Source organism: Aminobacter aminovorans (assembly GCF_900445235.1).
GTDB classification, from domain to species: Bacteria; Pseudomonadota; Alphaproteobacteria; order Rhizobiales; family Rhizobiaceae; genus Aminobacter; species Aminobacter aminovorans.
The window spans coordinates 976,305-1,001,805 of record NZ_UFSM01000001.1 but is presented as its reverse complement, the minus strand read 5'-3'; the positions used below and the strand labels follow the sequence as shown (position 1 = coordinate 1,001,805).

The 25,501-nt window shown below is 64.3% G+C and carries 28 protein-coding genes and 2 pseudogenes; 15 read left to right on the top strand and 15 right to left on the bottom strand.

Annotated features, from left to right (window positions below; all coding sequences use genetic code 11):
* Positions 1 to 33: 33 nt before the first annotated feature.
* From DY201_RS04905 to DY201_RS04885, 5 genes are all read right to left on the bottom strand, one after another.
* Complete coding sequence (locus DY201_RS04905; protein ID WP_115730239.1) at positions 34 to 1,113, bottom strand: glycosyltransferase; 1,080 nt, start codon at positions 1,111 to 1,113, stop codon at positions 34 to 36.
* Between the two features lie 40 nt (positions 1,114 to 1,153).
* Positions 1,154 to 2,485 (bottom strand): UDP-glucose dehydrogenase family protein, encoded by a 1,332-nt coding sequence (locus tag DY201_RS04900; protein WP_115730238.1) that lies wholly within the window; start codon positions 2,483 to 2,485, stop codon positions 1,154 to 1,156.
* Between the two features lie 64 nt (positions 2,486 to 2,549).
* Entirely contained in the window at positions 2,550 to 3,371 is an 822-nt protein-coding gene (gene exoK, locus DY201_RS04895; protein ID WP_115730237.1) for an endo-1,3-1,4-beta-glycanase ExoK, read from the bottom strand.
* A gap of 121 nt (positions 3,372 to 3,492) precedes the next feature.
* Positions 3,493 to 3,894 (bottom strand): hypothetical protein, encoded by a 402-nt coding sequence (locus DY201_RS04890; RefSeq protein ID WP_115730236.1) that lies wholly within the window; start codon positions 3,892 to 3,894, stop codon positions 3,493 to 3,495.
* Positions 3,895 to 3,899: 5 nt separating this feature from the next.
* A complete protein-coding gene (locus DY201_RS04885; protein WP_425358711.1) occupies positions 3,900 to 4,817 on the bottom strand; it encodes a glycosyltransferase family 2 protein in 918 nt (305 codons plus the stop codon).
* Between the two features lie 40 nt (positions 4,818 to 4,857).
* Between DY201_RS04885 and DY201_RS04880 the strand changes: the two are divergent.
* From DY201_RS04880 to DY201_RS04855, 7 genes and pseudogenes are all read left to right on the top strand, one after another.
* A pseudogene (locus tag DY201_RS04880) lies at positions 4,858 to 5,040 on the top strand (sugar transferase); the annotation flags it as partial.
* An 87-nt stretch (positions 5,041 to 5,127) separates the two neighbouring features.
* On the top strand, positions 5,128 to 6,372 hold the full coding sequence (locus DY201_RS04875; RefSeq protein ID WP_115730234.1) for a polysaccharide biosynthesis/export family protein: 1,245 nt from the start codon (positions 5,128 to 5,130) through the stop codon (positions 6,370 to 6,372).
* Between the two features lie 18 nt (positions 6,373 to 6,390).
* On the top strand, positions 6,391 to 7,686 hold the full coding sequence (locus DY201_RS04870) for an O-antigen ligase family protein (RefSeq protein ID WP_115730233.1): 1,296 nt from the start codon (positions 6,391 to 6,393) through the stop codon (positions 7,684 to 7,686).
* Positions 7,687 to 7,731: 45 nt separating this feature from the next.
* A complete protein-coding gene (locus DY201_RS28675; protein WP_131922492.1) occupies positions 7,732 to 7,938 on the top strand; it encodes a hypothetical protein in 207 nt (68 codons plus the stop codon).
* A 346-nt stretch (positions 7,939 to 8,284) separates the two neighbouring features.
* Positions 8,285 to 8,719, top strand: a complete 435-nt coding sequence (locus DY201_RS04865) for a hypothetical protein (RefSeq protein WP_131922494.1) — start codon at positions 8,285 to 8,287, stop codon at positions 8,717 to 8,719.
* Positions 8,720 to 8,917: 198 nt separating this feature from the next.
* Positions 8,918 to 10,159 carry an MFS transporter gene (locus tag DY201_RS04860; RefSeq protein WP_115730231.1) on the top strand — a complete coding sequence of 414 codons (1,242 nt, stop codon included), beginning with the start codon at positions 8,918 to 8,920 and terminating at the stop codon, positions 10,157 to 10,159.
* A 144-nt stretch (positions 10,160 to 10,303) separates the two neighbouring features.
* Positions 10,304 to 10,765 (top strand): SgcJ/EcaC family oxidoreductase, encoded by a 462-nt coding sequence (locus DY201_RS04855; RefSeq protein WP_115730230.1) that lies wholly within the window; start codon positions 10,304 to 10,306, stop codon positions 10,763 to 10,765.
* A 3-nt stretch (positions 10,766 to 10,768) separates the two neighbouring features.
* Here the strand turns inward: DY201_RS04855 and DY201_RS04850 are convergent, their stop codons facing one another.
* The 6 genes and pseudogenes from DY201_RS04850 to hemC form a co-directional block, all read right to left on the bottom strand.
* Complete coding sequence (locus DY201_RS04850) at positions 10,769 to 11,479, bottom strand: glutamine amidotransferase (protein WP_115730229.1); 711 nt, start codon at positions 11,477 to 11,479, stop codon at positions 10,769 to 10,771.
* 6 nt (positions 11,480 to 11,485) lie between these two features.
* Positions 11,486 to 11,978 (bottom strand): annotated as a pseudogene (locus DY201_RS04845) (tellurite resistance TerB family protein).
* Between the two features lie 47 nt (positions 11,979 to 12,025).
* Entirely contained in the window at positions 12,026 to 13,603 is a 1,578-nt protein-coding gene (locus DY201_RS04840) for a heme biosynthesis protein HemY (protein ID WP_115730228.1), read from the bottom strand.
* Between the two features lie 10 nt (positions 13,604 to 13,613).
* A complete protein-coding gene (locus tag DY201_RS04835; RefSeq protein WP_115730227.1) occupies positions 13,614 to 14,984 on the bottom strand; it encodes a COG4223 family protein in 1,371 nt (456 codons plus the stop codon).
* Between the two features lie 120 nt (positions 14,985 to 15,104).
* Positions 15,105 to 15,821, bottom strand: a complete 717-nt coding sequence (locus tag DY201_RS04830; protein WP_115730226.1) for a uroporphyrinogen-III synthase — start codon at positions 15,819 to 15,821, stop codon at positions 15,105 to 15,107.
* Positions 15,822 to 16,751 carry a hydroxymethylbilane synthase gene (gene hemC, locus DY201_RS04825; RefSeq protein ID WP_115730225.1) on the bottom strand — a complete coding sequence of 310 codons (930 nt, stop codon included), beginning with the start codon at positions 16,749 to 16,751 and terminating at the stop codon, positions 15,822 to 15,824. It lies immediately after the preceding gene.
* Between the two features lie 98 nt (positions 16,752 to 16,849).
* On the opposite strand from hemC, the gene tsaD reads away from it, so the two are divergent.
* From tsaD to DY201_RS04800, 5 genes are read left to right on the top strand one after another with little or no spacing between them, the layout of a single operon-like run.
* Positions 16,850 to 17,935, top strand: coding sequence for a tRNA (adenosine(37)-N6)-threonylcarbamoyltransferase complex transferase subunit TsaD (gene tsaD, locus DY201_RS04820; protein WP_172582949.1), 1,086 nt, complete (start codon positions 16,850 to 16,852; stop codon positions 17,933 to 17,935).
* Complete coding sequence (locus DY201_RS04815; protein WP_115730224.1) at positions 17,932 to 18,915, top strand: NAD(P)H-dependent glycerol-3-phosphate dehydrogenase; 984 nt, start codon at positions 17,932 to 17,934, stop codon at positions 18,913 to 18,915. Before tsaD ends, DY201_RS04815 begins: the two co-directional genes overlap by 4 nt.
* 23 nt (positions 18,916 to 18,938) lie before the next feature.
* A complete protein-coding gene (locus DY201_RS04810) occupies positions 18,939 to 19,235 on the top strand; it encodes a YciI-like protein (protein WP_115730223.1) in 297 nt (98 codons plus the stop codon).
* A 19-nt stretch (positions 19,236 to 19,254) separates the two neighbouring features.
* Positions 19,255 to 19,689: an EVE domain-containing protein gene (locus DY201_RS04805; RefSeq protein WP_115730222.1), complete on the top strand. Its 435-nt coding sequence runs from the start codon at positions 19,255 to 19,257 to the stop codon at positions 19,687 to 19,689.
* Entirely contained in the window at positions 19,644 to 20,357 is a 714-nt protein-coding gene (locus tag DY201_RS04800; protein WP_115730221.1) for a class I SAM-dependent methyltransferase, read from the top strand. The genes DY201_RS04805 and DY201_RS04800 overlap by 46 nt, the downstream gene beginning before the upstream one ends.
* On the opposite strand, the gene gcvA is transcribed toward DY201_RS04800, so the two are convergent.
* The gene (gcvA, locus tag DY201_RS04795) at positions 20,358 to 21,275 is read right to left on the bottom strand and encodes a transcriptional regulator GcvA (RefSeq protein WP_115730220.1); all 918 of its coding nucleotides are present in this window, start codon (positions 21,273 to 21,275) and stop codon (positions 20,358 to 20,360) included.
* Between the two features lie 134 nt (positions 21,276 to 21,409).
* Between gcvA and DY201_RS04790 the strand changes: the two genes are divergently transcribed.
* Entirely contained in the window at positions 21,410 to 21,661 is a 252-nt protein-coding gene (locus DY201_RS04790) for a hypothetical protein (RefSeq protein WP_245431895.1), read from the top strand.
* Between the two features lie 84 nt (positions 21,662 to 21,745).
* On the opposite strand, the gene DY201_RS04785 is transcribed toward DY201_RS04790, so the two are convergent.
* Complete coding sequence (locus DY201_RS04785; protein ID WP_115733593.1) at positions 21,746 to 22,213, bottom strand: L,D-transpeptidase family protein; 468 nt, start codon at positions 22,211 to 22,213, stop codon at positions 21,746 to 21,748.
* Positions 22,214 to 22,424: 211 nt separating this feature from the next.
* Between DY201_RS04785 and DY201_RS04780 the strand changes: the two genes are divergently transcribed.
* Positions 22,425 to 23,108, top strand: coding sequence for a response regulator transcription factor (locus DY201_RS04780; RefSeq protein WP_115730218.1), 684 nt, complete (start codon positions 22,425 to 22,427; stop codon positions 23,106 to 23,108).
* Positions 23,109 to 23,236: 128 nt separating this feature from the next.
* Entirely contained in the window at positions 23,237 to 23,692 is a 456-nt protein-coding gene (locus tag DY201_RS04775; RefSeq protein ID WP_115730217.1) for a cyclic nucleotide-binding domain-containing protein, read from the top strand.
* 132 nt (positions 23,693 to 23,824) lie between these two features.
* Here the strand turns inward: DY201_RS04775 and xth are convergent, their stop codons facing one another.
* Entirely contained in the window at positions 23,825 to 24,631 is an 807-nt protein-coding gene (gene xth, locus DY201_RS04770) for an exodeoxyribonuclease III (protein ID WP_115730216.1), read from the bottom strand.
* Positions 24,632 to 24,815: 184 nt separating this feature from the next.
* Positions 24,816 to 25,472 carry an outer membrane lipoprotein carrier protein LolA gene (locus DY201_RS04765; RefSeq protein ID WP_115730215.1) on the bottom strand — a complete coding sequence of 219 codons (657 nt, stop codon included), beginning with the start codon at positions 25,470 to 25,472 and terminating at the stop codon, positions 24,816 to 24,818.
* Positions 25,473 to 25,501 lie beyond the last annotated feature (29 nt).

The window sequence follows — 25,501 nt, the reverse complement described above, 5'->3', positions numbered from 1 at the left end:
CGAACGGCTCTCCAGAACCCTGACGGCATCACCTCAGGCAGCCTTGTTCAGGCCCTGCGTCACGGCCTGCTCGAGCACGCCCATGAAGGTGGCGAACTGCGCGTCGGGGTCGAGTTGCGCGCGTCCGGCAAAGGCGCGCGCGGCCGCCGACTGCCGGTCATACCAGGCCTTGTCCTGCCAGAGCCGACGCACGGTTTCGACCCAGTCGTCGAGCGGCGCATCGTAGTCGAGCACCACGCCGCCCTCGCCAACCGCCTCCGGCAGGCCGCCGCGGCGCGAGCCGATGACCGGAATGCCGCTGCAATGCGCCTCCGAGGCGACACGGCCCCAGGCCTCCTCCCATTTGCTCGGCGCGAGCAGGATCTTCGTCCGGCCATAGACCGTCTTCATGTTGCTGGTTCGGCTTTCGAGCCGGACATTGCCGAGCGGCGCAATCGTCTGCTCGATACGGGCGCGGTGATCGTCGGCCAGCTTCCAGCTTTCGACGAACAGGAACGGAATGTCGGGGCAGCGCCCGGCGATGCGCACCGCAAGCTCAAAACCCTTTTCCTCGTAAGGATTGATCAGCGTGACGAAGTCGCCTGACGTTTCCGTGGCGTAGTGGGCTGGATTGATCGTCGGCGGAATGACAGTCGATTCGATGCCGAAGCGCTGGCCATAGGTGTGCGCGGTGAATTCCGAATTGGCGATGTAGCGCGCCTGTCGCAACTCGCTGAGATCGCCGCCAAGCTCGTGGAATTCGACATTCCGGAGATAGACGACCAGCGGAATGCCCTGGGCCTCCAGCGCTTTCCCGATCGGCACCGACTTGTGGCACTGGACCACGGCGACGTCGGGCTTCAGCTTCTCCACTGCGAAGCCTGCGGCCTCCCATGGAAACCAGGCCCGCACCACGGGATATCCAGGGAAGCTGTCGATGACGGCGCGTTGTCCGGTCAGCTTCATCTTGGCTCTCGCCTTGAAGCCGAACATGCCGTCGCCGAACAGCGCGGCCAGCACCGAGGCCTCGTGGCCATGGGCGCGCAATTGCTCGACCAGGTGATGCGTCGACGACTGAACGCCGCCGCTGAACTCGGGCGTGTAGCCGTTGCCGCCTGCAAACAGAACCTTCATGTCCCTGCTCCGATATCGAGTTGGTTGACGGCCTCGCGCCTCACCCGGCCTTGCGGCCGATGGAGACGTATTGGATGCCGTGGCGGGCGACGACTGCCGGGTCATAGAGGTTGCGGCCGTCGAAGATGACGGCGGCCTTGAGCTGGTCGCGGATCAGCTCGAAGGACGGCGCCCGGAAGTTCTTCCACTCGGTGGCGATCAAGAGTGCATCGGCGCCGCGCAGTGCCGCCTCCTTGGTGCCGCAGAGGGTGAGGTCGTCGCGCTGGCCATAGATCTGCTGCGCCTCGTTCATCGCCTCGGGGTCGTAGGCCTGCACCTTGGCGCCCGAAGCCCACAGCGCCTCCATCAGCACGCGGCTTGGTGCCTCACGCATGTCGTCGGTGTTGGGCTTGAAGGCCAGCCCCCACAGCGCAAAGGTCTTGCCGGTGAGGTCACCGTCGAAATGTGCCTTCAGCTTGTCGAACAGCACCGCCTTCTGCGCATTGTTGCGCGCCTCGACCGAGTGCAGCAGCACCGGCTCGAAACCGACATCGCCGGCGGTGCGGATCAGTGCCCGCACATCCTTGGGGAAACACGAGCCGCCATAGCCGAGCCCCGGATAGATGAAGTGGTAACCGATGCGCGGGTCCGAGCCGATGCCCTTGCGCACCTCCTCGATGTCGGCGCCGAGCAGTTCGGCCAGGTTCGCCATCTCGTTCATGAAGCTGATCTTGGTCGCCAGCATGCAGTTGGCGGCGTATTTCGTGAACTCGGCCGAGCGCACGTCCATCACGATCATCTTCTCGTGGTTGCGGTTGAACGGCGCATAGAGCTCGCGCATCACCGCCTCGGCAGCCTCGCTGTCGGTGCCGATGATGATGCGGTCGGGCTTCATGCAGTCGGCGACCGCCGAACCTTCCTTTAAAAACTCCGGGTTGGAGACGACGTCGAAGCTTAGCTCCTCCCGACCTCTCTGTTTCAAAGCAGCCGCAATCGTCTCACGCACCTTGTCGGCGGTGCCGACCGGCACTGTCGACTTGGTCACCACGATCTTCGCAGCCGCCATCTCGCGGCCGATGGCATCGGCCACCGACAGCACATATTTGAGGTCGGCCGAGCCATCCTCGCCCTGCGGCGTGCCGACGGCGATCATCTGGATCTCGCCATGGCGCACGGCCATTGAAGCATCCGTCGTGAACACGATGCGACCGGCGGCATGGTTCTCACGCACCAGGGCCTCCAGCCCCGGCTCGAAGATCGGGATGAACCCTTGGTTCAGCCGTTCGACCTTGGCTGCATCGACATCGACACAGACGACGTCATGCCCGACCTCGGCCAAAACAGCAGCCTGAACAAGACCGACATAGCCAATCCCAAATACCGTCAGATTCATCCAGTCCGTTCCTGTCTGTTGATGATGTCGAAGCGCGGGCAAACCACGCCTGGGTATCTGCCCGTCATTTCAGGGTGCACGCGACCGAGCCCTCGAACTGGCACGGTTCGCCAGGGGCGGTGAAGGCGACACGATCGACCGCCATGCTCACCGGCTTGCCGGGATCGGCAAACCGCCCCATCCATTCGCTGAGCGTGCCGGTGCCCCACAGACTGAAGAAGATCTTCTGCGGGTGGCTCGGCAGTTGCGCCGGGTCGGTCACCTCATGCACGAGTTGGCCGTTGACGAACCAGCGCAGCCGTTCCTTCTGCCAGACGAAAGCATAGTCGTTAAAGCTCTGGTCGGCGCCGCCGGGCACGTCGATGAGCTTCTCGTCATTGGACTTGCCGCCGACATAGGCGTTGACCTGCACCTTCGAAGGATCCTTGGTCAGAACCTCGAAATCGATCTCGTCATGCGGCTTCTTGTGGACCGGGCCGATGTAGGTGAAGAAGGCCGCGTTCAACCCCGAACCGGTACCTGTCTTCATCCGCGCTTCGTAAGTGCCATAGCCGAAGCGCTCCTTGGTCTGCACTTCGCCGCAGGAATAGTCGCGGTTCTTCAACGGCTTCTTCTCGAAGCTCAGGACCAGATTTCCGTCGGCAATTTTGACCTGGTCCTTCGACCACGTGCAGTTCTGATGCTTGCCATTGTCCCATCCGTCCGAGATGAACCAGCGCGAGGCGCTCAGCGTCTCGAATGTCTCGACAAAGGACTTGCCGGTCGTCTCCTGCGCCACGGCACCGCCCGACATACCCAGCAGGCCGGCAAGTGTGACCGACACTGCCAACGCAGCGGCACGGCCGAGAGGTCGGCACGGGCTGTAATCCCTAACGTTCGCGTTCATAGGTCATCCTTGTGTCTTCGCGCCTCCCGCCCGGAAACCGCATTGCCACACCGGCCGGAGATGCCCCCAGCCGAACAAAAATCCTCCCATCCTCCCGAAAGTCTGGCCCGCCGCGTCGGGCCTAGAACTGGCGCAGGGCGTCCCCTTGCGCCAAACGTGCCGATGATTCCTCGTCGGTCTCGCGACCTTCATCGGCAAAAATATCCAGCGAATGACGAAGCCCGGCGACGAAATCCTTTTGCCGTCCGAGCACCTCGATCCGTCTCAGACAGGCCTTGAGCGATTCCGTCAGCTGGTCCATCTCTCGCGCCCGCAGCACGGAAACCGCTGAATTTTCCATGGCTTCGACAAGGAAAGCGGCATTGGCCGAAACCGCCTCGTAGCGGCCCCTGATGCCGCTTCGTTCCGCCTCTATCCCTCCGGCAAGTTCGTCGAGCGCACGCGACAACTGCCCGAAACGTGCCTCGTCGGTCTGCCGGTCGCGCTCGGGACTGCGGGTTCGGAAAGCAAAGATCGATGCCATATGCCCTACCCCGCCTTCACGGCCGAGCCGGCCATCAGGTAGCGTGGACTGGCAGCGCCGCTTTCCGTGGTAGGTGGCTGCCCACCGCGCAGCGGCTCGAGCTTGTCGAATGCCACCCCCCTGGCCACGGCTGCCAAATTCGCCGGCGAGGCAAAGGCAAAGGCCATAGCGCTGGAAAGCCCGTTGGCGGCCTTGAGGTCCAGGAAATGCCGCAGCCGATACTTGTCGCGCACATGCCGTTCATGGCGGCGCAAGACGCGTCGCTGTCCGGTTGTCAGTCCGGCAAGCGCCAGAAGGTCGAGATCGGCATCGGCCAGCCGCTTCAGATCCTCGGTGCGATGCTGACCGCTCAGCGAATTGGGCCTGACCACAGCGCAATAGCCGCAGGAACGGATCAGCTTGAAACGTGCCCCCACAGCAAGCGCGCGGGCGTACAGCGCATAATCCTCGCCGAGCCGCAGTTGCTCGTCATATTGCAGGCCGTGCTCGCCGAGCATGGCGCGCCGCATCACCGGCTTGAGAAAACCAAGCTCGCCGCGCCTGGCGCCGCGCCGGGAAATGTTGCCGGCGACGAAGCCGGCAAGATCAAGCTCGGTCGGATCGGCGTCAAACTGCTCGATGCCGCCCGACAGCACGTCACGCACCGAGGCGTGTTCGACAAAGACGATGTTGTCGGCGACGAGATCCCAGTCATCGCCCTCCACGAGCTTTGCGAACCGTCCCGGCAGGAAGAAGTCGTCGGCATCTAGAATACTGATCAGTGGTGCCCTGGAATGGCGTATCGCCATGTTGCGCGCGAAGGACGGGCCGCGATTGACGTCCAGCCGCAGCACCAGAAGCCGGCCGCTGCCATCGTCGGCGGCACGCGCCACCGCCTCGGTCGCATCGCTCGAGGCATCGTCCACGACCACAACCTCGGCCACCTCGGGCTCCAGCAAAGCGGAGGCGATGGCTGTCGTTATCTTCTATCTCAAGTCCCGGCCAGGCCTCACCGGGTTGTGGCAGGTCAGCGGTCGCAACGACGTCTCTTATGACAGCCGCGTGGCGTTCGATCGTCACTATGTCGAGAACTGGTCGCTCGTCGAAGACATCCGCATCATCCTGAAGACGGTTCCGGCCGTCTGCATGTCGCGCGGCAGCTACTGACCCTGCCGCAATCGGGCAGCACCCCTCACGGGGCGCACAGCCATCCGCCATGGCGTCTCAGCCGTGGCAAAGGAACGGACAAGACCCTTGAACCATACCGGCTTCCATCTGCGTACGCGACGCCTGTTCAGCCTTGGCGGCGCGCTTTGCCTGATCTTTTCGGCAGCCCTTGCATCGGCTGAAGAGTACAAGCTCGGCACCCAGGACAAGCTGACCGTCCGCGTCGTCGAATGGCAGACGGTCGAAGGCGCCTTCCGCGACTGGTCCTCGGTCAGCGGCGACTATACCGTCGGTCCCTCTGGCAAGCTGTCGCTGCCTTTCGTCGGCGAGACCGAGGCCGCGGGCAAGACGACGGCCGAGATTGCCGAGACGATCGGCAAGACGCTGCAGGAAAAGTTCGGCCTGCCCGATCGTCCGGAAGCTTCGGTCGAGGTCGCGCAGTTCCGCCCATTCTATATCTCGGGCGATGTCCAGAGCCCCGGCCAGTATGCCTACGCACCCGACCTCACCGTGCTCAAGGCGGTCAGCATTGCCGGCGGCATGCGCCGCGGCGCCGACGGCGCCCGCACCGAGCGCGACCTGATCACCGCCGAAGGCAGTCATGCCGTGCTGTCCGACGAGCAGCTCCGCCTGATGGTGACGCGGGCGCGCATCGATGCCGAACTCGCCGGCAAGACCGAGTTCGTCGCCCCCAAGGACATCGCGTCCTTGCCTGGGGTTGAGGACATGGTCGCCAACGAGACCGCGATCATGGCCTCGCGGCAGAAGAAACTCACGCTCAGGCTGCAGGCGCTCGACAACCTCAAGGGCCTGCTCGAGCGCGAGATCGTATCGCTCGGCCAGAAATCGGAGACACAAAACCGCCAGGTCGAGCTCGCCAGAAAGGAGCTCAGCGGCATCGACACGCTGGCCCAAAAGGGCTTGGTCGTGAACACGCGGGTGCTGTCGACCGAACGCTCCATCGCCGAGATGGAAGGCAAGATTCTCGACCTGGAAACGGCCATGCTGCGGGCGAAACAGGACATCAGCAAGGCCGAGCAGGAGGCGATCGATCTCAAGAACGACGCCGAATCCGAACTGGCAGTGGAGCGCCAGAAGACCGTTGGAGAACTCAATGCGGTGACGCTCAAGCTCGGCATGCAAAAGGGCCTGATTGCGGAAGCCGGCGGCAAAGCGCCTGCGGCGACCGGCACCGAGCAGGCGATTTCCTTTGTCCTCGTCCGCAAGGGCGGCGATGGCAAGAGCGAGGAAATCACTGCTGCCGAAGATACCCCCATTCTGCCCGGCGACGTCATCAAGGTCGAGCGGTCGGGCGACCCGCTCGTCCGCTAGGCCGCAGGGTCAGACACGATGCGGATCAGGAAATCGTCGCTGGTCGATCCGGGCCGCAACACGCTGTATGGCGCGTTTGCGGTCGCCGTTTCGTTCTTCGTCTTCGCCTATTCCTTCCGCATCGGCCAGATCTCGATCCTGATGTATTACGCGGTGTGGCTGCCGCTCATGCTTGTCGACTACCGCTTCACGCTCGGCCGCCTTGCCCGGTCGCCGCAGCTCCTGGCCTTCGCGTTGCTGGCCTGCCTGTCCTATTTCTGGTCCGACGCGCCTGACGTCACTGCGCGCGCAGCATTCCAGTACCTCACGCATGTCGTCTGCGCCATCATTGCCGCCCGCGTGATCGACGCGCGCACGCTGTGCATAGGTGCCATCGCGGGCATCGCCGTCATCCTCGGCTATTCGATGTTGCAGGGTGGTTATGTCTATGACGCGCTCGACGGCAGCTACAGCTTCGTCGGTGCCTTCGGCTCCAAGAACCAGCTCGGCTTCTATGCCTCGCTGGGCGTGCTCTTCGGCTGCTATTTCGCGCTGTTCCTGACCCGTGGCCGCATTGCCCGCCTCCTTGCCCTCGGCGTCGTCGCGCTTTCGGCCGCATCGCTGGTGCTGTCGCAATCGGCAACCTCGATGCTCGCCACCCCAGCAGCTATCGCCATGGTCATTGCCATCGCCGGATTGGAAGCGTTCTCGCCCGGCAACCGCAGGATGTTCTTCACAGCCGGCCTCTTGCTTGCCGGCACGGCGGTGCTGGCTGCACTCAATGTCGGAGCGATCGACATGGTGCTCGGCGCCTTCGGCAAGGATTCGACGCTGACTGGCCGCACCTACCTCTGGCAGCAGGGCATCGATGCTGCGGCCAACACACCGCTGCTCGGCGTCGGCTATGCAGCCTACTGGGTGCAGGGTTTTTCCGAGGCCGAGCGGCTGTGGAACGAGTTCTACATCACCTCGCGCACCGGCTTCCATTTCCACAACACCTACATCGAGGCGCTTGTCGAGACAGGCTATGTCGGCGCCATCATGATCGTGCTGCCGCTGCTTGCCATTCTCCGGCTCTGCATCACGCGCCTGCTCGCCGAGGGCGACTGGACCGAAGCCTTGCTGCAGACGGGTCTGCTCGCGCTGCTGGTCATCCGCTCGTTCTTCGAGGTCGACATCCTCCAGCCCTACGTCATCGGCTCGTTCCTGCTCTATTACTGCTGGGCCCGCGCCAAGGAACCGGCGGTACTGCAAAGGTCCGCTCCGGCAGCGGACTGGCGCCCGCACACCCCTTCAACGCCTTCGAACAGCGTCGTTCCAGGCATCCAGAGATAGTGCCGCCTGCCGGCACGAGCCCTCTGCCAAATCCTGATCGAGGTCATGGAACCGCCGGTCGTTTCAGGAATTGATTCAGCTGATCTCGCTGGAGCCGACTTGATGCCGACGCCACTCCAACCACAGCGCCCCGAAAAGGGTGAGCAGCGGACCGAACTGTATTTCGTCGCGGCCACGATGCTGGCGATGGCAACAACGATGCTCCACACCAACGCAACCGCCTTGGTCCTGGTGCTGCATCTTCTGCAATGACCGGTGCCGTCTGCCGGGCACCGAGCTGCTGCCGCACCGCTGAGCGGGACCGTTGCGCACAACACGTACTGCCTGATCTCGGGAGACATTGATGGATTGGACAGACTGGTTCTATCTCGCCGTGGTTTTTGGGGCATCAAGCGCGGTGCTGTGGGTGATGGGAGCATAGTCGGCTGCACCGACCTTGGGCCTGACCTTGGGATAGCGCTGCCAAATGCCTTGTACGGGCTCAACTCTCTTCCCGCATCTGACGTCGAACTTTGCTCGAAACGCCATTTTTGGCGGAACCGAAGCCGGCGAGGTCGGTTAGTCACCTACGCGGGCGGCCCAAAGATTCGAGAGGAAAATGATGAGACATTCAATCGCCATTGCGATCCTGGCCGCGTATGCGGCGCTCACAGCGCCTGCTGTCGCCGGGGACGCCAACAAGTCGGCTACGCAACTCGATAGCTCCACAACGGCCAGCACTGGCGCCAAAGCGGATCTTGGCACCGTCATGTCAGCCATCGAGGCAAGCCGGAGCACCGCAACCGCAATCCAGGCGATGACGGCGGTGGGCAGCGTCCAGGTCGTCAAACTGTCCGATATCGTCAGCGGCAGCGACAAGCAGGCGCTGGACAAGGCCGTCGTCGAAAATGAAGCCGACATCACCGGCGTGCAGGCCGCTATCATGGCCAACAGCGAACTGAAAAGGCAGGTCGATGCCCAGACGGTTGACACCTCGGCCATCGTCGCTGCGAGCATCGGCGATGATGGCGCGGTTACGGTCTTCGTCAGGTAGCAGCCTCGCCAGACCGTGCAGCGTTGGACCGGTGGCGCGACGTGTGGCGTTACGTGCCGGGCCGCGCTGGCAACCAGGCCCGAAAAGTCTTGATCCAGACAATTTTGTCCGCCCTCCCGCCCGCAAACTGCGCTATGCAGCGCGTGTCAGCTGGCGCGATCCGGGCCGGCGCCGCAACAGGTGCTTTCGCCCGTCCCGATGACATCCCAGACCGCTACGGCACCAGAACAGCGCTTCGCCGCCTTCCGCCATGGTGCGTTCTCGCGCTACTGGGTGGCGCGCTTCCTTGGCACATTCTCGACCCAGATCATCTCGGTCGGAGTCGGTTGGCAGATCTATGACCTGACCCGCGACCCCTTTGACCTTGGCCTCGTCGGCGTCATCCAGTTCGCCCCCGCGCTTCTTCTGGTTCTGGTCACGGGCGTCGTTGCCGACCGTTTTGGCCGCAGGTTGATCATGGGTCTGTCCGCCCTGGCTGAAGCCGCCTGTGCCGCCGCGCTGCTGGCGCTGACCTTCCATGGCATGGCAAGTCCGTTGCCGATCTTTGCCGTGCTCGCGGTTTTCGGCATCGCCCGCGCCTTCTTCGGCCCGGCATCGGCGTCGCTGGTCGCCAACCTCGTGCCGTTGGAAGATTTCGCCAACGCAGTCGCCTGGAATTCGTCGGCCTGGCAGACGGCGACGATCGTCGGCCCGGTTGCCGGTGGCCTGCTCTACGGCCTGTCACCTGAGGCAGCCTACGGGGCTGCCGCAGTTCTGATGCTGGCGTCGACGGCTCTGATCTTCTCCATCCCCCGGCCGGTCCAGCGCAGCGAAACCGACAAGCCATCCGTCGAGACCCTGTTTGCCGGCTTCCGCTACATCTGGGGCGAAAAGGTCGTGCTCGGCGCCATCTCGCTCGACCTGTTCGCCGTGCTGCTGTCAGGAGCCGTGGCATTGCTGCCGGTCTATGCACGCGACATCCTCGACCTCGGGCCATGGGGCCTCGGCCTTCTCCGTGCCGCCCCCGGCGTCGGCGCCATCATCGTCGCCGTCTGGCTCGCCGGGCACCCGATCCGCGACCACGCCGGCATCATCATGTTCGTCTTCGTCGCCCTGTTTGGCGTCGCCACTGCGATCTTTGGGGTTTCGACGATCCCATGGCTGTCGATTGCAGCGCTGGCGCTACTCGGCGCCACCGACATGGTCAGCGTCTACATCAGGGAAACGCTGATCCAACTGTGGACACCCGACCATGTCCGCGGCCGCGTCAACGCGGTCAACGGCGTTTTCGTCGGCGCTTCCAACGAGCTTGGTGAGTTCCGCGCCGGCACCATGGCCGCCCTTGTCGGCACCGCTCCCGCCGTCGTCTTCGGCGGCATCGGCGCCATCGCCGTCGCCGGCATCTGGGCCTGGACGTTCCCGGCCCTGCGTAAGGTCAGGCGCCTCGACCGGCACGTCTGAACGTTCAGATACTGGTTGCTTCGCCAGCGTTGCAAATATCGCAACGTATTCATACATGCCTCTGCATCGATTAGGCGATTGCGATGCTTGCCCTGCCGGATCGCGGCAATGAAGAACACTCTGCGAGCATCGGGATGGTGCGGAATGACCATGGCCAATGTGGGCGACAACCACCTGGCTTTGATCAACAAGCTGATCTCCGAAGTCGAGCGATCGCAGAACGAGCGCTCCGCCGACGATTTCCTCGCCCTGTTTCGCCCCGACGCTGTCTGGGTCACGGCCTTTGGCCGGCGCTTTGCCAGCAAGGCCGAGATCGCCGATTTCACCCGCAAGGTGCTGACGCCTGACCTGGGCGACCAGTATGCGCGCTATGACGTTGCCCATGTCACTATGCTGAGGCCGGAGGTCGCGGCGGTGAATATCCGTCAGCGCCCGGTTCACAAGGACGGCACGCCTATCGCCGGTGAACTCGAGGGTTCGCCGCTCTATGTGCTGGTCAAGGATGGTGGCCGCTGGATCATCGGCGCCGGCCAGAACACCAAGGTGCAGAGAGCGGCGATCGACACGCAGCAAGGCGAAATCAATGCCCGCGAAGGCAGGAAATAAGCCTCAGCCCCTGACCGGCTCGCCGAAGATTCGGACCAGGAATTCGTCAAGCCAGCGCTTGAGGTGCATGTCCCAGATCAGTCGGCCGCCGAGATGGTCGCGGCCGGGCTGGGCACCCGGCAAAACGAAGCGTTCGGCGCCGCGCACCACCCAGCGCTGCATCATCACGCGTGTCAGTTCGGCGTGGAACTGGATGCCCCACGCATTGTCGCCGTAGCGGAAGGCCTGGTTGGGGTAGCTGTCGGACGATGCCAGCAGGACCGCATCCTTGGGCAGCGAAAAGCCCTCGCGGTGAAACTGGTAGACCATGTCAGGCCAGTGCATCAGCTTGCGACCTTCCTCGGTCGCCTTGATCGGGTACCAGCCGATCTCGACAAGTCCCTCGCCATGTCCCTCGACCTTGCCGCCGAGATGATTGACCAGCATCTGGGCACCGAGGCAGATGCCGAGGAACGGCCTGTTTTCCCTGAGCGGCACCGCAAGCCAGTCCGTCTCGCGGCGAACGAATTCGTCGTGGTCATTGGCGCTCATCGGGCCGCCGAAGACCACGGCGCCGGCATGTCCATCCAGTGTGTCGGGCAGGTCGTCGCCGAGCGGTGGCCGGCGGATGTCGAGGTCGAAGCCGTTTTCGATCAGCACATGGCCGACCCGGCCGGCACTCGAATGCTCCTGATGAAGCACCACCAGGATCCTGGGTCGCGCCTTGCCCGGCATTGACAGCTACTCGTCCGCTTCGGGTCCGATCGCGCGCTGCGCCATCTCAGCCGCCTTGCGCTTGGCTTCGACGCGATCGCGGCTTTCCACGCCGATCAGTTCGGCGATACGCCAGATGGTGTTGTCCTCCATCTCGTGCAACTCGCCGTCGGCATAGACGATTTCCCACATCATGTTCCCACATCATGCCGATGAAGTCCTTGCGCGCCTGATCGTCAAGGCTGCGCTTGAGCACACTGGTGAAGGCGTAGAGATCGATTGACTCGTTGTCGGCCTGTTCGCCAGCCTTGACCAACCGGTCGAGCTCGGGCCCCGAAATGCTATAGCTTTGGCTCAGCAACTGCTTGACCCGCTCCCACTCGACGTCCTGCCGGTCGCCGTCGGCGTCCATGACATGGTACATCAGCGCGGCCGCGGCAACGCGCGGATCGTCCTCGCGGGACGCCTTGGAGGCTGCCGCCGGAAGATCCTTCAGAAACGAAATCATGCGTTCGAACATCGTCGGTTCCTGTTTGGGCCAAGCCTAGATCTGGGGTCGAGCTGAAATCAAAACAAACGGAACCGTTTCTGGGCGTTTGCCCGCTCCACTTCGGGGTCGACGCCGGGGTCGTCGGGAAGGCGGATCGGTTCGGCCTTGTCGTCGTCGGTTAGGGTCGCACCATCGGTCGCCGGCGGCAGGGCGTACGCAGGCGCGGGCTGCGCTGCCATGGTCTCCGGCACCACTTCGTCCTCGACGATCACGTCGACAATGTCGTCGCCGGCCGGCTGGGCTGCTGGAATGCTGGGGATCGAGACCCGCTCGGCCGGCTCGCCGTCCTGTTCGATCAGATGACCGAGCCGCTCTTCCGGCGCCTTCCATTCGAAGGCGTCGAGCCTGCCGGTGACGGGCGAGAACGGCGCCCAGCGCTCCGATACCACGCCGTCGGCCACCCAGGCCGGGTCGCGCGGCGCGCGCACCGCGCGCGACAGCCACTGCCGCACCCTGCCCTGATCACCGCTCTGCGCTTCTTCGATGTCGGCAAGCAGCAGATAGGCGCCCTCGCGCGGCTGCATCCGTGCCGCAGCCTCGGCTTCTGAGCGTGCCAGCATGTAGTCCTGGGCCTCGAGTGCCGCCCGCGCCACGGCCAGCGAGGATTCCGGATGGTTCTGCTTCAGCGATTGCAGCTTCTTCGCTCGCACCAGCCGGTCGAGCACGGCATCGCCGGGACGGCCATGGACGTAGAGCTCGGCGATGTCGGGCAGCGGCTCCGTCTTCCAGGCTGTTTCCAGCACCTTCGAGCCCTTGCGCACGTCGTTCTGGCGGAACAGTACCCTGGCGGCAATCGCCGCCGCCGGGCCGAAACCGGGCCGGAGCCTGTTGGCTTCGAGGGCAGCGACCCGCGCCGCATTGAAATCACCTTCGAACAGCGACATCGCCTTGGCGGTCAACAGCACCGCGCGCTTGTTGTTGGCGACGTCACGCTCGATCTGGCGTGTCGATTTCTGCGCGTCGATGAGCGCCAGCGCGCCATCCCAGTCGCCGCGCTCGGTCTTTTCCTCGAGCGTCGAATCTGCTGCCCAGCCAAGCTGCGGCGCAAGGCCCGCAGCGCGGCCGGCATAATGGCGTGCTGCGGCCCGGTCGCCGAGGCGCTCGGCTTCGAGATAAAGCCCGCGCAGGCCGAGCAGGCGCATCTCGGGATCGTCCAGCATCGCCTCGAACTTCTGCCGCGCCGTGTCGTGATCGCCTTCCAGCAGCGACGCCTGGGCATCGAGCAGCAGGATCAGCGGTTCCTGGTCCGAGTTGATCAGCTTGGCGGCTTCCTTGTTCTTCTTGCGCGCAAGTGCGGCGTCGCCCGCTCCGGCGGCGATCATGCCGGTCGACAATGCCTGGTAGCCGCGGTCACGCCGGCGGGCACGAAAATGGCGGGCGATGGTGAAAGGGCTATTCCAAACCGCTTTGGTGAGCCACCAGGTCAACATCGTTGCCGCAACGATTGCGGTGATCGCCACCGCTGCCACCATCAGGCTGACCTTGTACTGGTAACCGCTGAAGGTCACGACCATGTCGCCGGGACGGTCCGCCAGCCAGGCAAATCCCAGCCCGAGCGCAAAGACGATGGCCAGATAGAACAGGATACGGATCATCTGGCGTCCCTCATGCCTTCATCGCGCCGGCGACAAGCTTGTCGACAAGCGTTTCGACGTCGAGCCGCGCCTTGAGTTTGGCAACGAAGTCTGCACCGGCGGCCTTCGCCGTCTCAGGCAGCGTGTCGTATTCGGCCAGCGCCTTGGCGAAATCGCCCTGGTTGACAGCCACCTCCATGCGCGCCACCGTCTCCGGCACGCCGGTGCCCTCGACCGCGCCGATCGGCCTCACCTGAACCAACTGCTCGGCGCTCGACACCAGCCGTTCGAGGATGCCGGCATCCTCCTTGACCGGCTTGGCCGCCGCTATCATCGCATTCGCCGCCGCATCGGTTTCGGCCACGATATCGGCGCGCGTCGGCACGCCCTTTTCGGCATGTGCCCTGAGTGCCGCCAGTTCCGGCACTTCGGGGGAAATCGCCGCGAAGGTTTCAAGCTCGGCGCCGAAGCCCGCGCCACGATCCACCGCCGCCTTCAGCGCTGAGGCGGCAATCGCCAGCGCGATCTTGGGCTGTGATGCCTGCGCATCAACCTTGGAGGTGAGCGCTGAAACCGATTGCTCAAGCGTCGTGATCTTGCCATCGTCGGCCGTCGCTGCCTCGCCCGCAGACTTCACCGCCGCATCCAGCCCACTGACGCGCTCGGCAAGTGCGGCGATCTCGCTCGAAGCGCCGTTGTTCTGGCTAAGCGAGGTCACAGTGGTTTCGACCTGCTTGATGCGGTCGTCGAGCGTTGCAAGCGCCTCATTCGAGCCGGCCTGGCCAGCCGTCGATTTCAGCGCCTCGATGTCCGACTTCACCTGCTGGACAGCAGCGGCAAGGCCGTCAACCTCGCCCTTCAGCGCCAATTCGCCATTGGCGGCAGCACCTAGATTGGCCAGCTGGGACTTCAGCGAGGCGATTTCGGTCTGCACCTGTTCGTTTTCGTCGTTTCCGGCGCCCGGCGTGCCGAGCACGCCGGCATATTGCAACCCACCGGCCACCAGCAGCGCAATCGCGCCGCCCGCCAGGCCCGGCAGCAGCCCCGAGGCAGACTGACGCCCCGATGACGTCGCCGGAGGCGCAGCAGCAGCTGCGCGTGGGCCAGCCGGGTTCGAGGAAGCAGCGCTCGACGATGCCTCTGCCTTGGCCGTTTGGGCCGAATTTCCATTGTCGAAGCTGTAGTCATATGAGGCGTAGCCGCTATCGGCTTGCGCGGCCGTTTCCGCCGACAGTGTCTCGGCCGATCCCATCGCCTCGTCGCCGATCGTCGCCGCGACAGCTTCTGCCTCAGCTTCGGGCTTGGCCGCCTCTTCGACGCGGGACACCGCGCCCGGCTCCAGCTCGATCGTCACCGGATCGCGATGCGTCTTCGAATGGCGCGTCTTCGGCGTCTTGACCATACTTGGGGCTCCGCGATTTCGTTGGCATAGATCCCGCGGCAGATGCGGGGTTCGAAGATCAAAATCAGTAACACCCACCGTCCCGCGAAAAAAGGCCGGTTGATGGCAAGTAGCCTCCCTTCAGTCCGGATCGCCGAGAAGCGCCAGCAGCGCATCCTCATTCGGGTCGGGTGCGACCTCGACCCTGAGCCCGCCGACCAGTGCGGAGGCAATGCGGCCAGACAGGCAAAGACAGCTCGCGTTCCGCATCAGGTGGTCCGCCTCGGCCTGCGTTTCCATCAGCGAACCGAAGGCCGCGGCGGCACGCGCCGAGTAAACGAGCACGGCATCGATTGGTTGCCCGCCAAGCTGCTGGCGTACGAAGGACGGCGCCGGAGTGAGCGCGACAGTGTCATAGGTTTCGATCGGTACCACCCGGATGCCATGGACGCCGAGACGGCGCTCGAAATCCGGCATCCGCACCCGACCACAGAGATAGGCGACAGTCGCCTTGCCGAGTTCGATTGATATCATGTCGGCAAGCGCCGCGGCATCGCCCGGCCCTTCATTGACCGACAGGAAGCCGGCCCGGCGCGCGCTTTCGGCCGTTCGGGCCCCCACCGCATGGCAAGGCAGCCGGCTCAGGCGCTCGATCAGCCCGCTCGGCGCATGGCGCAGCGCATTGGCGCTGGTGATGGCAATGGCTGTAGCGTTGGCTGGCACGCTTTCGCGGGCCACCGGCAGCGGCCGCGTCTCGGAAAGCGGCAGCAGGACTGGTTCGAAGCCGAGTGCTTCAAGGCGCCGCGCGGTGCGGGTGGCGCCGGGTTCCGGCCTCGTCACCAGCACCCGCTGTGCCATTTAGCTCCATCCTTCGAAGAATGTGGTGCCGGCCCGTGCCCGCACCTCGTCGCCGGCATTACGGCCGATCTCGGCAGCATCCGCAACCGGGCCCTCGGCTTTGGCCTCGTGCCACATCGTACCATCCGGCGTCAGGATAAGCCCGGAGAAAGACAGCCTGTCGCCCTCGATCTCGGCATAGCCGGCGATCGGTGTCCGGCATGAACCGTCGAGAGCTGCCAGAAACGCCCGCTCGCAGGCCAGGGCCTGGCCGGTAGGCCTGTGATCGATCGCCTGGAGCATGTTGGTGACGTCGGTATCGCCGATGCGGCTTTCAATGCAGATGGCACCTTGACCCGGGGCCGGCGGAAAGGCGTCGAGCGGCATCAGGTCGGTGATGACTTCCTCGAGCCCAAGCCTGCGCAGGCCGGCATTGGCGAGGATCGTACCCTGGGCCACGCCCTCATCGAGCTTCCTCAGCCGGGTCTGCACGTTGCCGCGGAACATCACCACGTCGAGATCGGGCCGCATGCGCCGGATCAGCGCCTGCCGCCTGAGCGACGACGAACCGACGACGGCGCCTTGCGGCAGTTCCATGATGCTGGGTGCCGCGCGGCCGATGAACGCATCCCTTGGGTCCTCGCGCGGCAGGAACGCCGACAGTTCGAGCCCCTCTGGCAGCTGCGTCGGCATGTCCTTGGACGAATGCACGGCGATGTCGATCTCGCCGGAATACATCGCCTCTTCCAGTTCCTTGGTGAACAGCCCCTTGCCGCCGGCGAGCGACAGTGGCCGGTCCTGGATGCGGTCGCCGCTGGTAGAAATCGTCACGATCTCGAACGCCGCTTCCGGCAGGCCATGCGCCGCCATCAGCCGCGCACGCGTCTCATGCGCCTGGGCGAGCGCCAGCAGGCTGCCGCGGGTTCCGATTCTCAAGGCTCTAGTTTGCATAGCGCTTGGTCCGTGATAACCCCGCGCTGGCGGGGCGGTCCCGTACCTCCTATCTAGGAAATTACCACCGGGCAATCATGCAGGGTAGCGACCAATTGATCCGTGTTCTTGGCATCGAGACGAGCTGCGACGAAACCGCGGCCAGCGTCGTTGCGCTCGAATCCGGGCAGCCGCCACGCATCCTGTCGAGCACAGTGTTCAGCCAGATCGAGGAACACGCGGCCTTTGGCGGTGTCGTGCCGGAGATCGCCGCGCGCGCCCATGTCGAGGCGCTCGACGGTATCGTCGAGGCAGCGCTCGAGGATGCCGGCGTTGCTCTTGAGGACATCGACGCAATCGCCGCCACCGCTGGTCCCGGCCTCGTCGGCGGGCTGATCGTCGGGCTGATGACGGCCAAGGCGATCGCCGCTGCCGCCGGCAAGCCGCTGATCGCCATCAACCATCTCGAGGGCCACGCGCTGACGGCGCGCCTCACCGACGGCCTGGAATTCCCCTATCTGTTGCTGCTTGTCTCAGGCGGCCATACCCAGATCGTGCTGGTCAGGGGCGTTGGCAATTACCAGCGCTGGGCGACCACCATCGACGACGCGCTTGGCGAAGCCTTCGACAAGACCGCCAAGATGCTGGCACTGCCCTATCCGGGTGGCCCCAACGTCGAAAAGGCGGCCCAGGCAGGCGACGCCACCCGCTTCGTCTTCCCGCGCCCGATGAAAGGCTCGGCCCAGCCTGACTTTTCCTTCTCCGGCCTCAAGACCTCGGTGCGCCAGGCAGCAACATCGGTGGCGCCACTCAGCGACCAGGATGTTGCCGACATCTGCGCCTCCTTCCAGGCGGCGGTTGCCGATACGCTCGGCGACCGGGTCAAGCGCGCGCTGGCCCGCTTCCGCGCCGAGTTTCCTGATACGGCCGCCCCCGCTCTCGTGGTCGCCGGCGGCGTCGCTGCCAACAAGCAGATCCGCGCCATGCTGGAAAAGCTCTGCGCCAAGAACGGCTTTGCTTTCATCGCGCCGCCCATGGCTCTGTGCACCGACAATGCCGCGATGATCGCCTGGGCTGGCATCGAGCGCCTGCGCGCCGATCTCGTCGAGCCGGGCGCATTCGATTTTGTGCCGCGCTCGCGCTGGCCGCTGGATAGCGTGTCGGCACCTGTAGTCGGTTCCGGCAGGCGGGGAGCCAAGGCATGAGCGCATACAAAGTCACGGTTCTCGGCGGCGGCGCCTGGGGCACCGCACTTGCGCTGGCCATGCTGCGCGCCGGCCATGCCGTCACGCTCTGGGCCCGCGACGGCGAGAGCGTCGCGGCGATCGCCAGGGGCACCAACCCGCGCTATTTACCCGGCATCACCTTCGAGACCGGCATTACAGCCACGACCGACCTTGCCCAGGCGCTGGCCGGCACCGACTGCGTGTTGGTCGTCACCCCGGCACAGGCGCTGCGCAGCGTGCTGACCGAGGTCAAGCAGCATATCGCCGACGATGTCCCGCTTGTGCTCTGCGCGAAAGGCATCGAGCGTGACACCGGCCGGCTCCTGGCGGATATCTCGAGTGCCATCCTCCCCGACAATCCGGTCGCGGCTCTGTCCGGTCCAAGCTTCGCCACCGATGTTTCGCGTGGTCTGCCCACGGCCGTCGTCGTCGCCGCCGAGGACGAAGCTCTGGCCTCGGCACTTGCGACGCGCTTCTCGGCTGCCAACCTGCGCTGCTATTCCAGCGACGACCTGATCGGCGTCGAAATCGGCGGTGCGCTGAAGAACGTCTTTGCCATCGCCGCCGGCGCCGTCACCGGGGCCGGCCTCGGCGCTTCGGCCCAGGCAGCCCTCGTCACCCGTGGTTTCGTCGAACTGCGTCGCCTCGGCGCCGCCTTCGGCGCCCGGCCCGAAACGCTGATGGGCCTGTCTGGTCTCGGCGACCTGATGCTCACCTGCTCGTCGGTGCAGTCACGCAACTTCGCCTATGGCGTGGCGCTCGGCAAAGGCGAAGAGCTCGCCGGCCGGCCGCTCGCCGAAGGTGTCGCCACCGCCTACATCACCGCCCGCCTGACCCGCGAGCGCGGCATCGAGGCTCCGATCATCGAGGCCGTTGCTGCCTTGCTCGACAACGCCATCACCATCAACGAGGCCGTCGCCGGGCTGATGACCCGTCCGCTGCGCGCCGAAGCCGACTGAACTTTTAAATCGAGAGGGACAACATGCTTTTCGCACTGCTCTGCAAGGACAAGCCGAACCATCTCCAGGTCCGCCTCGACGCGCGGCCCGACCATGTCGCCTTCCTCAACGACCTCAACGCCAAGGGCGCTCTGAAGTTTGCCGGCCCCTTCCTTGACGCCGACGGCAAGCCGGATGGCTCGCTCGTCGTCATCGAAGCCGCCGACGCCGCCGCGGCCCAGGCTGTTGCCGGCACCGATCCCTACGCCAGGGCCGGTCTGTTCGAGAGCGTCCAGATCCGCCCGTGGAACTGGGTGTTCAACAATCCTGCCAGCGCCTGACCAGCCAAGAGGGGACGACATGAGCGAGAAGAAATACTGGCTGTTCAAATCCGAGCCCTTCAAATTCTCCTTCGAGATGCTGAAGGCCAAGGGCAAGGACGGCACACAGTGGGACGGCGTGCGCAACTACCTCGCCCGTAACAACATGCGCGCCATGCAGATCGGCGATCTCGGCTTTTTCTATCACTCCAATGAAGGGCTCGAGGTCGTCGGCATCGCCGAGGTCTGTGCACTCGCCCATCATGATAGCACCACCGAGGACCCGCGCTGGGAATGCGTCGACATCCGCTACCACAGCCCGGTCCCCAAGCCCGTCACCCTTGCCGACGTCAAGGCCAATCCGAAGCTCGAAAAGATGGCACTGGTCACCTCGATGCGCCTGTCGGTCCAGCCGGTGACGCCTGACGAATGGCAGGAAGTCTGCCGCATGGCCGGGCTCGACAAGGCGCCGTGACCACGGCTTCTCCGACACGCCTGACGCCCGAGGGTGCTGCAACCTTCATCCGCGCCAACACGGTGCTGATGCGGCCGCCGCATGTGCCTGAAGTCCTGCTCCATCTCGCCGACGAGGCGCATGACCTGTGGCGCCGCACCGAGGAAGAACTGTCCGAAATCGGCCTGCCGCCCCCCTTTTGGGCGTTCGCCTGGGCCGGCGGGCAAGGCTTGGCGCGTTATGTGCTCGATCGCCCCGAAACCGTAGCCGGCAAGCGCGTGCTCGACTTCGCCTCCGGTTCCGGTCTCGTCGCCATAGCTGCCATGAAGGCTGGTGCTGCCCGCCTCGTCGGCGCCGACATCGACCCGTTCTGCGAAGCGGCGATCCGGCTTAATGCCGAGGCGAACGTGGTCGAGGTCGACTTCGTCGGCGCCGACCAGGTCGGCCGCGACGACGGTTGGGATGTGGTGCTCGCCGGCGACGTCTTCTACGAAAAGCCTTTCGCCGACCGGCTCGTGCCGTGGTTCGAAGCGCTCCGGGCCCGCGGCGCCGATGTGCTCGTCGGCGATCCCGGCCGCTCCTACCTGCCCGGGAAACGGCTGGAAAAGCTCGCCACCTACGAGGTCCCGGTGACCCGCGCGCTCGAAGACGCCGAGGTCAAGCGCACCACCGTCTGGCGCTTCGCCTGATCAGGTCTGGGTTTTCTCGGCTTCGTCGAGGATCCATGCTCTGAACGCCACGATGCGCGGGTCATCGGCGACATTCTTGGGATAGACCAGGAAGTAGGCGAACTCGCGCGACACCCGGATGCCGAGGTCGAACGGCCGGACCAGTCGCCCCTCCGACAGGTCGTTCGCCACCATGGCGAAGTCGGCCAGCGCCACGGCGCTGCCGTCGATCGCCGCCTGCACCGCATCGGACGAGGTGGTAAACACCACTGAGCGGCTGTCGTCGAAGTCGTCGACCCCCGCCGCCGCCATCCACATGCGCCAGTTCGGCCATGTCACGCCCTGCTGCGACCATTCGATATGCACCAGCGTGTGGTGAAACAGGTCGCGCGGCACCCTGAGCGGCGGACCTGAGGCCAGCAGCGCTGGGCTGCAGACTGGGATGATCATGTTGTCGAACAGCCGGTCGGCGACCAGCCCCGGATACTTGCCCATGCCGAAGCGGATGGCGACGTCGACGTCGTCGAGGTCGAAATCGCGCACCTCGTAGCTGATGTCGAAGCGCAATTCGATGTCGGGGTGCCGCTTGCGGAAACTGTCGATGCGCCGCATCAGCCATTTCGAGGCGAACTGCGCGTCGAGCGTCACCTTCAGCAGGGCCGTCCCGCGCGTCATCTTGCGGGCCCGTGACACAGCGCGGTTGAGCAGGTCGAGCGCATCGACCGAGGCATCCACCAATGCCGATCCCGCTTCGGTCAGCCGAATGGTGCGGCTGGTGCGGGTAAACAGCACGACGCCGAGTTGATCCTCGATTTCCTTGATCTGATGGCTCACCGCAGCCGGCGTCAGACCGAGCTCGTCGGCAGCCCGGGTGAAATTAAGATGCTTGCCGGCAGCCGCCAGCGTTCGCAAAGCACGTGTCCCAGGTACGAAGCGCATTGCCGGATCTTCAAATTTGGTTTGATGGTCGAGAAAGAACTACTCGTTTCTCTTTTGCCTTTCAGCACTGCATCATGAGCCCAGTTCAACCAATGTCAAACCGGATTTGATGTCCGGACGAAACGGAAATGACCATGTCTACCGATGTCCTGAAAGCCACCTACGTTCAGCCGGCCAGGCTGCAGCCGGTTTTCGACTGGTTTCGCCAGATGAGGGCAGCGCTCAACGTGCCGACGCCGCAGGATGCGACCGAGTTGTCGGAACACTATCGCCGCGACACCGGCATCGCCAAAAAGGATATCGCCAGGGCCGTCGACGCCGAACTCGGCCATCTCGGCTTGCTCGACATCGGCTGGCAGCAGCCCCGCCGCCAGAACCGCCGCTGATTCCCATCTCCCAAGCTCACTCTGGGAGCACGCTCGGCCCGAGGATCATGTCTCCCGATCTTCGGGCCGCTTTCTTTCCAGCGCCTAACGCACCACCTTCAGCACCGTCTGGCGCGACAGCTGCGGCAACAGCCGCGCCATCACCTGCGCCGTGACCGCGACACAGCCTTGCGTCGGCGTGAAGCCCGGCCGCGCCAGATGGAAGAAGATCGCGCTGCCGCGCCCGCGCCGCCTCGGCCTGATGTTCCAGTCGAGCACCAGGCAGGCGTCATAGAGACTGTCGTCGCGCTTCATGCGCTCGTGGCTGGCGCCGTAAGGTATCTTCACCGGCCTGTTGTAGTTGCGGTCGTCTGGCACCTCGCACCAGCCGAGATCGGCGCTGATCGGGCTCATCGGCAAGCAGCTTCCCCCCGACACGAACTGGTCGCGGCGGAAATAGCCCGACAGCAGCCGCATCGTCGCCAGGGGCGTGCCGCCATCGCCCTCGCGTTTGTTTGCGGTGATGCCGCCGCGCCCCAGCGCACAGGGAAACACCAGCCCGCCGACCTGCATCAGCCCCTTGGTCGGGTCGCCGGGCTTCGCCCGCACCACGATTGTCGAAATGCTATTGCGCAAAAATGCACCCGCCCCAATTACGCCTTTGATTTTTCTTGTATGATCGCCTTGCGGAACAAATCACTACCGCTGAAAGTTGTGGCGATCAGCTTCCGCATTCGATTGCCGCGGTCAACTGAATACTGATTTTGAAACAACGGATTGATCCATGACCTCACGCACCATCCTCATCGTCGACGATGACGACGATTTGCGCAGCACGCTGGTCGAACAGCTGGCGCTTTACGAGGAGTTCGAAGTTCTTGAGGAAGCGACGGCCGCCAAGGGCGTCACCGCGGCGCGTGCTGGCCTCATCGACCTGCTGATCATGGATGTCGGCCTGCCCGACATGGATGGGCGCGAGGCGGTGAAGATCCTGCGCAAGGGCGGCTACAAGGCGCCGATCATCATGCTGACCGGCCACGACACCGATTCCGACACGATCCTCGGCCTCGAAGCCGGCGCCAACGACTATGTCACCAAGCCGTTTCGCTTTGCCGTCCTGCTCGCCCGCATCCGCGCCCAATTGCGCCAGCACGAGCAGAGCGAGGACGCCACCTTCTCGGTCGGCCCCTATACCTTCAAGCCGAGCCAGAAGCTTCTCATCGACGCCCGCGGCGGCAAGGTCAGGCTGACCGAAAAGGAAGCCTCGATCATCAAATATCTCTACCGCGCCGACCAGAAGGTGGTCACCCGCGACGTCCTTCTCGAGGAAGTCTGGGGCTATAATTCGGGGGTTACGACCCACACGCTGGAAACCCATGTCTACCGGCTGCGCCAGAAGATCGAGCGCGATCCTTCCAATGCTGAAATTCTTGTGACAGAAAGCGGCGGATACAAGCTGGTCCCCTGACTGGTTTGCTGAACCGGCCCGAAAATCGGCTTTGGTTTTCGGGGGGATAAGCAGAATATGTTGTTAGTTTGGAACGGGGAACCGGCTAACAACAGGGAAGGGAGCCAGTCTGAGAAGTCGGGGACATAATGGCGCTGGATGACGACATCCGCATCCTGTCCGGCGTGAGGCTGTTTGAGGGCTTCACACAAGAACAGCTGCGTTTGCTGGCCTTCGGTGCGGAGAATGTGAACCTCCCCGCCGATCGCAAGCTCTACCGCGAGGACGACGAAGCCGATTCGGCCTATGTCGTGATATCGGGACGTATAGCGCTCTATCGCGAGGTCGACGGCTTGCGCACCGAGGTCGGCACCGCCGGACCTGGCTCGATGCTTGGCGAGCTCGCCCTCATTGCCGACACCAGGCGCCTGACCAGTGCCGCCGCCGCCATCGATTCGGAAATCATCCGGCTCAACCGCAAGATGTTCCACCGCATCCTCGAGGAATATCCCGAACTCGCAGAGCGGCTGCACCAGCATATCCTCGAAGACCTCCAGGACATGCTCGCCCGCATCGAAAGCCTAGCGCCGCGATTCGGCAAGTAGCTTCGTACAGCGCTCGAAAACGCGTTGCGGTAAGACAGTTGGTGCGGCTTTAGACAACCGGAGCGGACATTCGGTACGTGAGCACCGGAAGCGCAGATAGCTGCGGCAGATGTCCGCCCGGGGCGGGTTTTCTCAGTCGAGGTCGAAGCGCGCTATGACCGGCACATGATCCGACGGCCGCTCCCAGCCACGCGCGGCGCTCAGGATGTCGATGCCGGTAAGCCGCGGCGCAAGGTTTGCCGAGGACCAGACGTGATCGAGCCGTCGGCCGCGGTTGGAGGTCTCCCAGTCCTTCGCCCTGTAGCTCCACCAAGTGTAGATCTTCTGGTCGTCGGGCACATTGAGCCGCATCAGGTCGACCCACTCGCCGGCCTTGCGCATCGCCTCGAAGCTTTCGGTCTCGACGGGCGTGTGGCTGACGACGTTGAGCAATTGCTTGTGCGACCAGACGTCGTGCTCCAGCGGCGCGATGTTGAGGTCGCCGACCAACACCGAGGCCGACCCTTCGTCATGGTCGGCGCGGATCGCGTTCATCTCGGAAACGAAGCCGAGCTTGTGGCGGAATTTCGGATTGATCTCGACATCGGGCTCATCGCCGCCTGCCGGAACATAGAAATTGTGCAACACGACCTTCTTGCCGCCGGCCTCGAAACGCACCGACAGGTGCCGGCTGTCGTCGATCTCGCAGAAGCGGCGCTTCTCGACGATTTCCAGCGGCCGCCGCGCCACCGTGGCGACGCCGTGATAGCCCTTCTGGCCATGGAAGGCGATGTGCTCGTAGCCGGCCTTGCGGAAAGCTGCCGACGGAAACTGGTCATCGGGGCACTTGGTCTCCTGCAGGCACAGCACGTCGGGCGCGTACTCGTTCAGCAGCCGCTCGACCAGCGGCATGCGCAGACGCACGGAGTTGATGTTCCAGGTGGCGATGGAAAAGGGCATGGCAGGTTCCGGCAAAAGTTGCGGCGGAACCTGCCAGCACCGACCTGCGATGACAAGGCGCGATGCCCGATGCGGCGCGCGCGCCGCCGATGTCCACAACTAAGCCGGGCAATTCATCGAATGAGGCCTCGCACAGGGCTTGCCGCGTCAGATGACCGGCAGAGGAGCGTGAGCGGGCGGCCTCTTAGTCGCTCTTCTTCTGGGCGTTCAGCTCGCGATTGAGCTTGTAGTCGATCTTGAACGTATCACCCGGGAAGGAACCGCCCTGCTTGACGTTGAACACCATCACGGTGGTGTCCTTGCCCTGGGCGTCGGTAATCGTCCACTGGCGCAATTCGTAGGTCTTGGGGTCGAACATCATGGTGATGGTCGAGTTGCCGAAGACCTGCTTGTCCGACAGCTTGATTGTGGTCAGGTCGTCCTCTTCGGTGACGCTCTTGACCTTGTTGCCACTGAGGTCGATGCGCTCGTCGAGCAACAGCTTCAGCGGCGTCTTCGACAGTGGGTAGAGGTCGGAGGTGCGCATCTTCGAATTCAGGATGACCACCGACTGGCCGTCAGAAATGACCTTGAAGTTCGACGGTGCCTCGTAGTTGAAGCGGATCTTGCCCGGACGCTGCAGGAAGAACTTGCCGCCGGTCTGCTCGCCGCGCGGACCGAACTGCACGAACTCGCCCGACATCGAGCGCACGCTCGCGAAATGATCGGCGATGCGCTGGGCGGCATCGGAGCCTTGTGCCTGGGCCGGGCCATTGAAGGCGACCAGCGGCGTCGCGGTCAGCGCGATCGCGGCCGCGAAGCCGAGCAGGCGTCGGCGGGTCGGGGTGCGGATGTCGTTCATGCCGGTTACTCTCTCATTCCAGTTCGACG

Bases quoted from the DNA above. Each gene is read 5' to 3' on its own strand.
- DY201_RS04865 (WP_131922494.1), top strand. From the start codon at position 8,285: ATGATGAGACATTCAATCGCCATTGCGATCCTGGCCGCGTATGCGGCG.
- DY201_RS04850 (WP_115730229.1), bottom strand. From the start codon at position 11,479: ATGCCGGGCAAGGCGCGACCCAGGATCCTGGTGGTGCTTCATCAGGAG.
- DY201_RS04780 (WP_115730218.1), top strand. From the start codon at position 22,425: ATGACCTCACGCACCATCCTCATCGTCGACGATGACGACGATTTGCGC.
- DY201_RS04835 (WP_115730227.1), bottom strand. From the start codon at position 14,984: ATGGTCAAGACGCCGAAGACGCGCCATTCGAAGACGCATCGCGATCCG.
- DY201_RS04800 (WP_115730221.1), top strand. From the start codon at position 19,644: ATGGCAGGAAGTCTGCCGCATGGCCGGGCTCGACAAGGCGCCGTGACC.
- DY201_RS04860 (WP_115730231.1), top strand. From the start codon at position 8,918: ATGACATCCCAGACCGCTACGGCACCAGAACAGCGCTTCGCCGCCTTC.
- DY201_RS04775 (WP_115730217.1), top strand. From the start codon at position 23,237: ATGGCGCTGGATGACGACATCCGCATCCTGTCCGGCGTGAGGCTGTTT.
- DY201_RS04805 (WP_115730222.1), top strand. From the start codon at position 19,255: ATGAGCGAGAAGAAATACTGGCTGTTCAAATCCGAGCCCTTCAAATTC.
- DY201_RS28675 (WP_131922492.1), top strand. From the start codon at position 7,732: ATGGAACCGCCGGTCGTTTCAGGAATTGATTCAGCTGATCTCGCTGGA.
- gcvA (WP_115730220.1), bottom strand. From the start codon at position 21,275: ATGCGCTTCGTACCTGGGACACGTGCTTTGCGAACGCTGGCGGCTGCC.
- DY201_RS04830 (WP_115730226.1), bottom strand. From the start codon at position 15,821: ATGGCACAGCGGGTGCTGGTGACGAGGCCGGAACCCGGCGCCACCCGC.
- DY201_RS04810 (WP_115730223.1), top strand. From the start codon at position 18,939: ATGCTTTTCGCACTGCTCTGCAAGGACAAGCCGAACCATCTCCAGGTC.
- xth (WP_115730216.1), bottom strand. From the start codon at position 24,631: ATGCCCTTTTCCATCGCCACCTGGAACATCAACTCCGTGCGTCTGCGC.
- DY201_RS04790 (WP_245431895.1), top strand. From the start codon at position 21,410: ATGTCTACCGATGTCCTGAAAGCCACCTACGTTCAGCCGGCCAGGCTG.
- DY201_RS04900 (WP_115730238.1), bottom strand. From the start codon at position 2,485: ATGAATCTGACGGTATTTGGGATTGGCTATGTCGGTCTTGTTCAGGCT.
- DY201_RS04815 (WP_115730224.1), top strand. From the start codon at position 17,932: ATGAGCGCATACAAAGTCACGGTTCTCGGCGGCGGCGCCTGGGGCACC.
- DY201_RS04870 (WP_115730233.1), top strand. From the start codon at position 6,391: ATGCGGATCAGGAAATCGTCGCTGGTCGATCCGGGCCGCAACACGCTG.
- DY201_RS04765 (WP_115730215.1), bottom strand. From the start codon at position 25,472: ATGAACGACATCCGCACCCCGACCCGCCGACGCCTGCTCGGCTTCGCG.
- exoK (WP_115730237.1), bottom strand. From the start codon at position 3,371: ATGAACGCGAACGTTAGGGATTACAGCCCGTGCCGACCTCTCGGCCGT.
- DY201_RS04785 (WP_115733593.1), bottom strand. From the start codon at position 22,213: ATGCAGGTCGGCGGGCTGGTGTTTCCCTGTGCGCTGGGGCGCGGCGGC.
- DY201_RS04905 (WP_115730239.1), bottom strand. From the start codon at position 1,113: ATGAAGGTTCTGTTTGCAGGCGGCAACGGCTACACGCCCGAGTTCAGC.
- DY201_RS04855 (WP_115730230.1), top strand. From the start codon at position 10,304: ATGACCATGGCCAATGTGGGCGACAACCACCTGGCTTTGATCAACAAG.
- DY201_RS04890 (WP_115730236.1), bottom strand. From the start codon at position 3,894: ATGGCATCGATCTTTGCTTTCCGAACCCGCAGTCCCGAGCGCGACCGG.
- DY201_RS04840 (WP_115730228.1), bottom strand. From the start codon at position 13,603: ATGATCCGTATCCTGTTCTATCTGGCCATCGTCTTTGCGCTCGGGCTG.
- hemC (WP_115730225.1), bottom strand. From the start codon at position 16,751: ATGCAAACTAGAGCCTTGAGAATCGGAACCCGCGGCAGCCTGCTGGCG.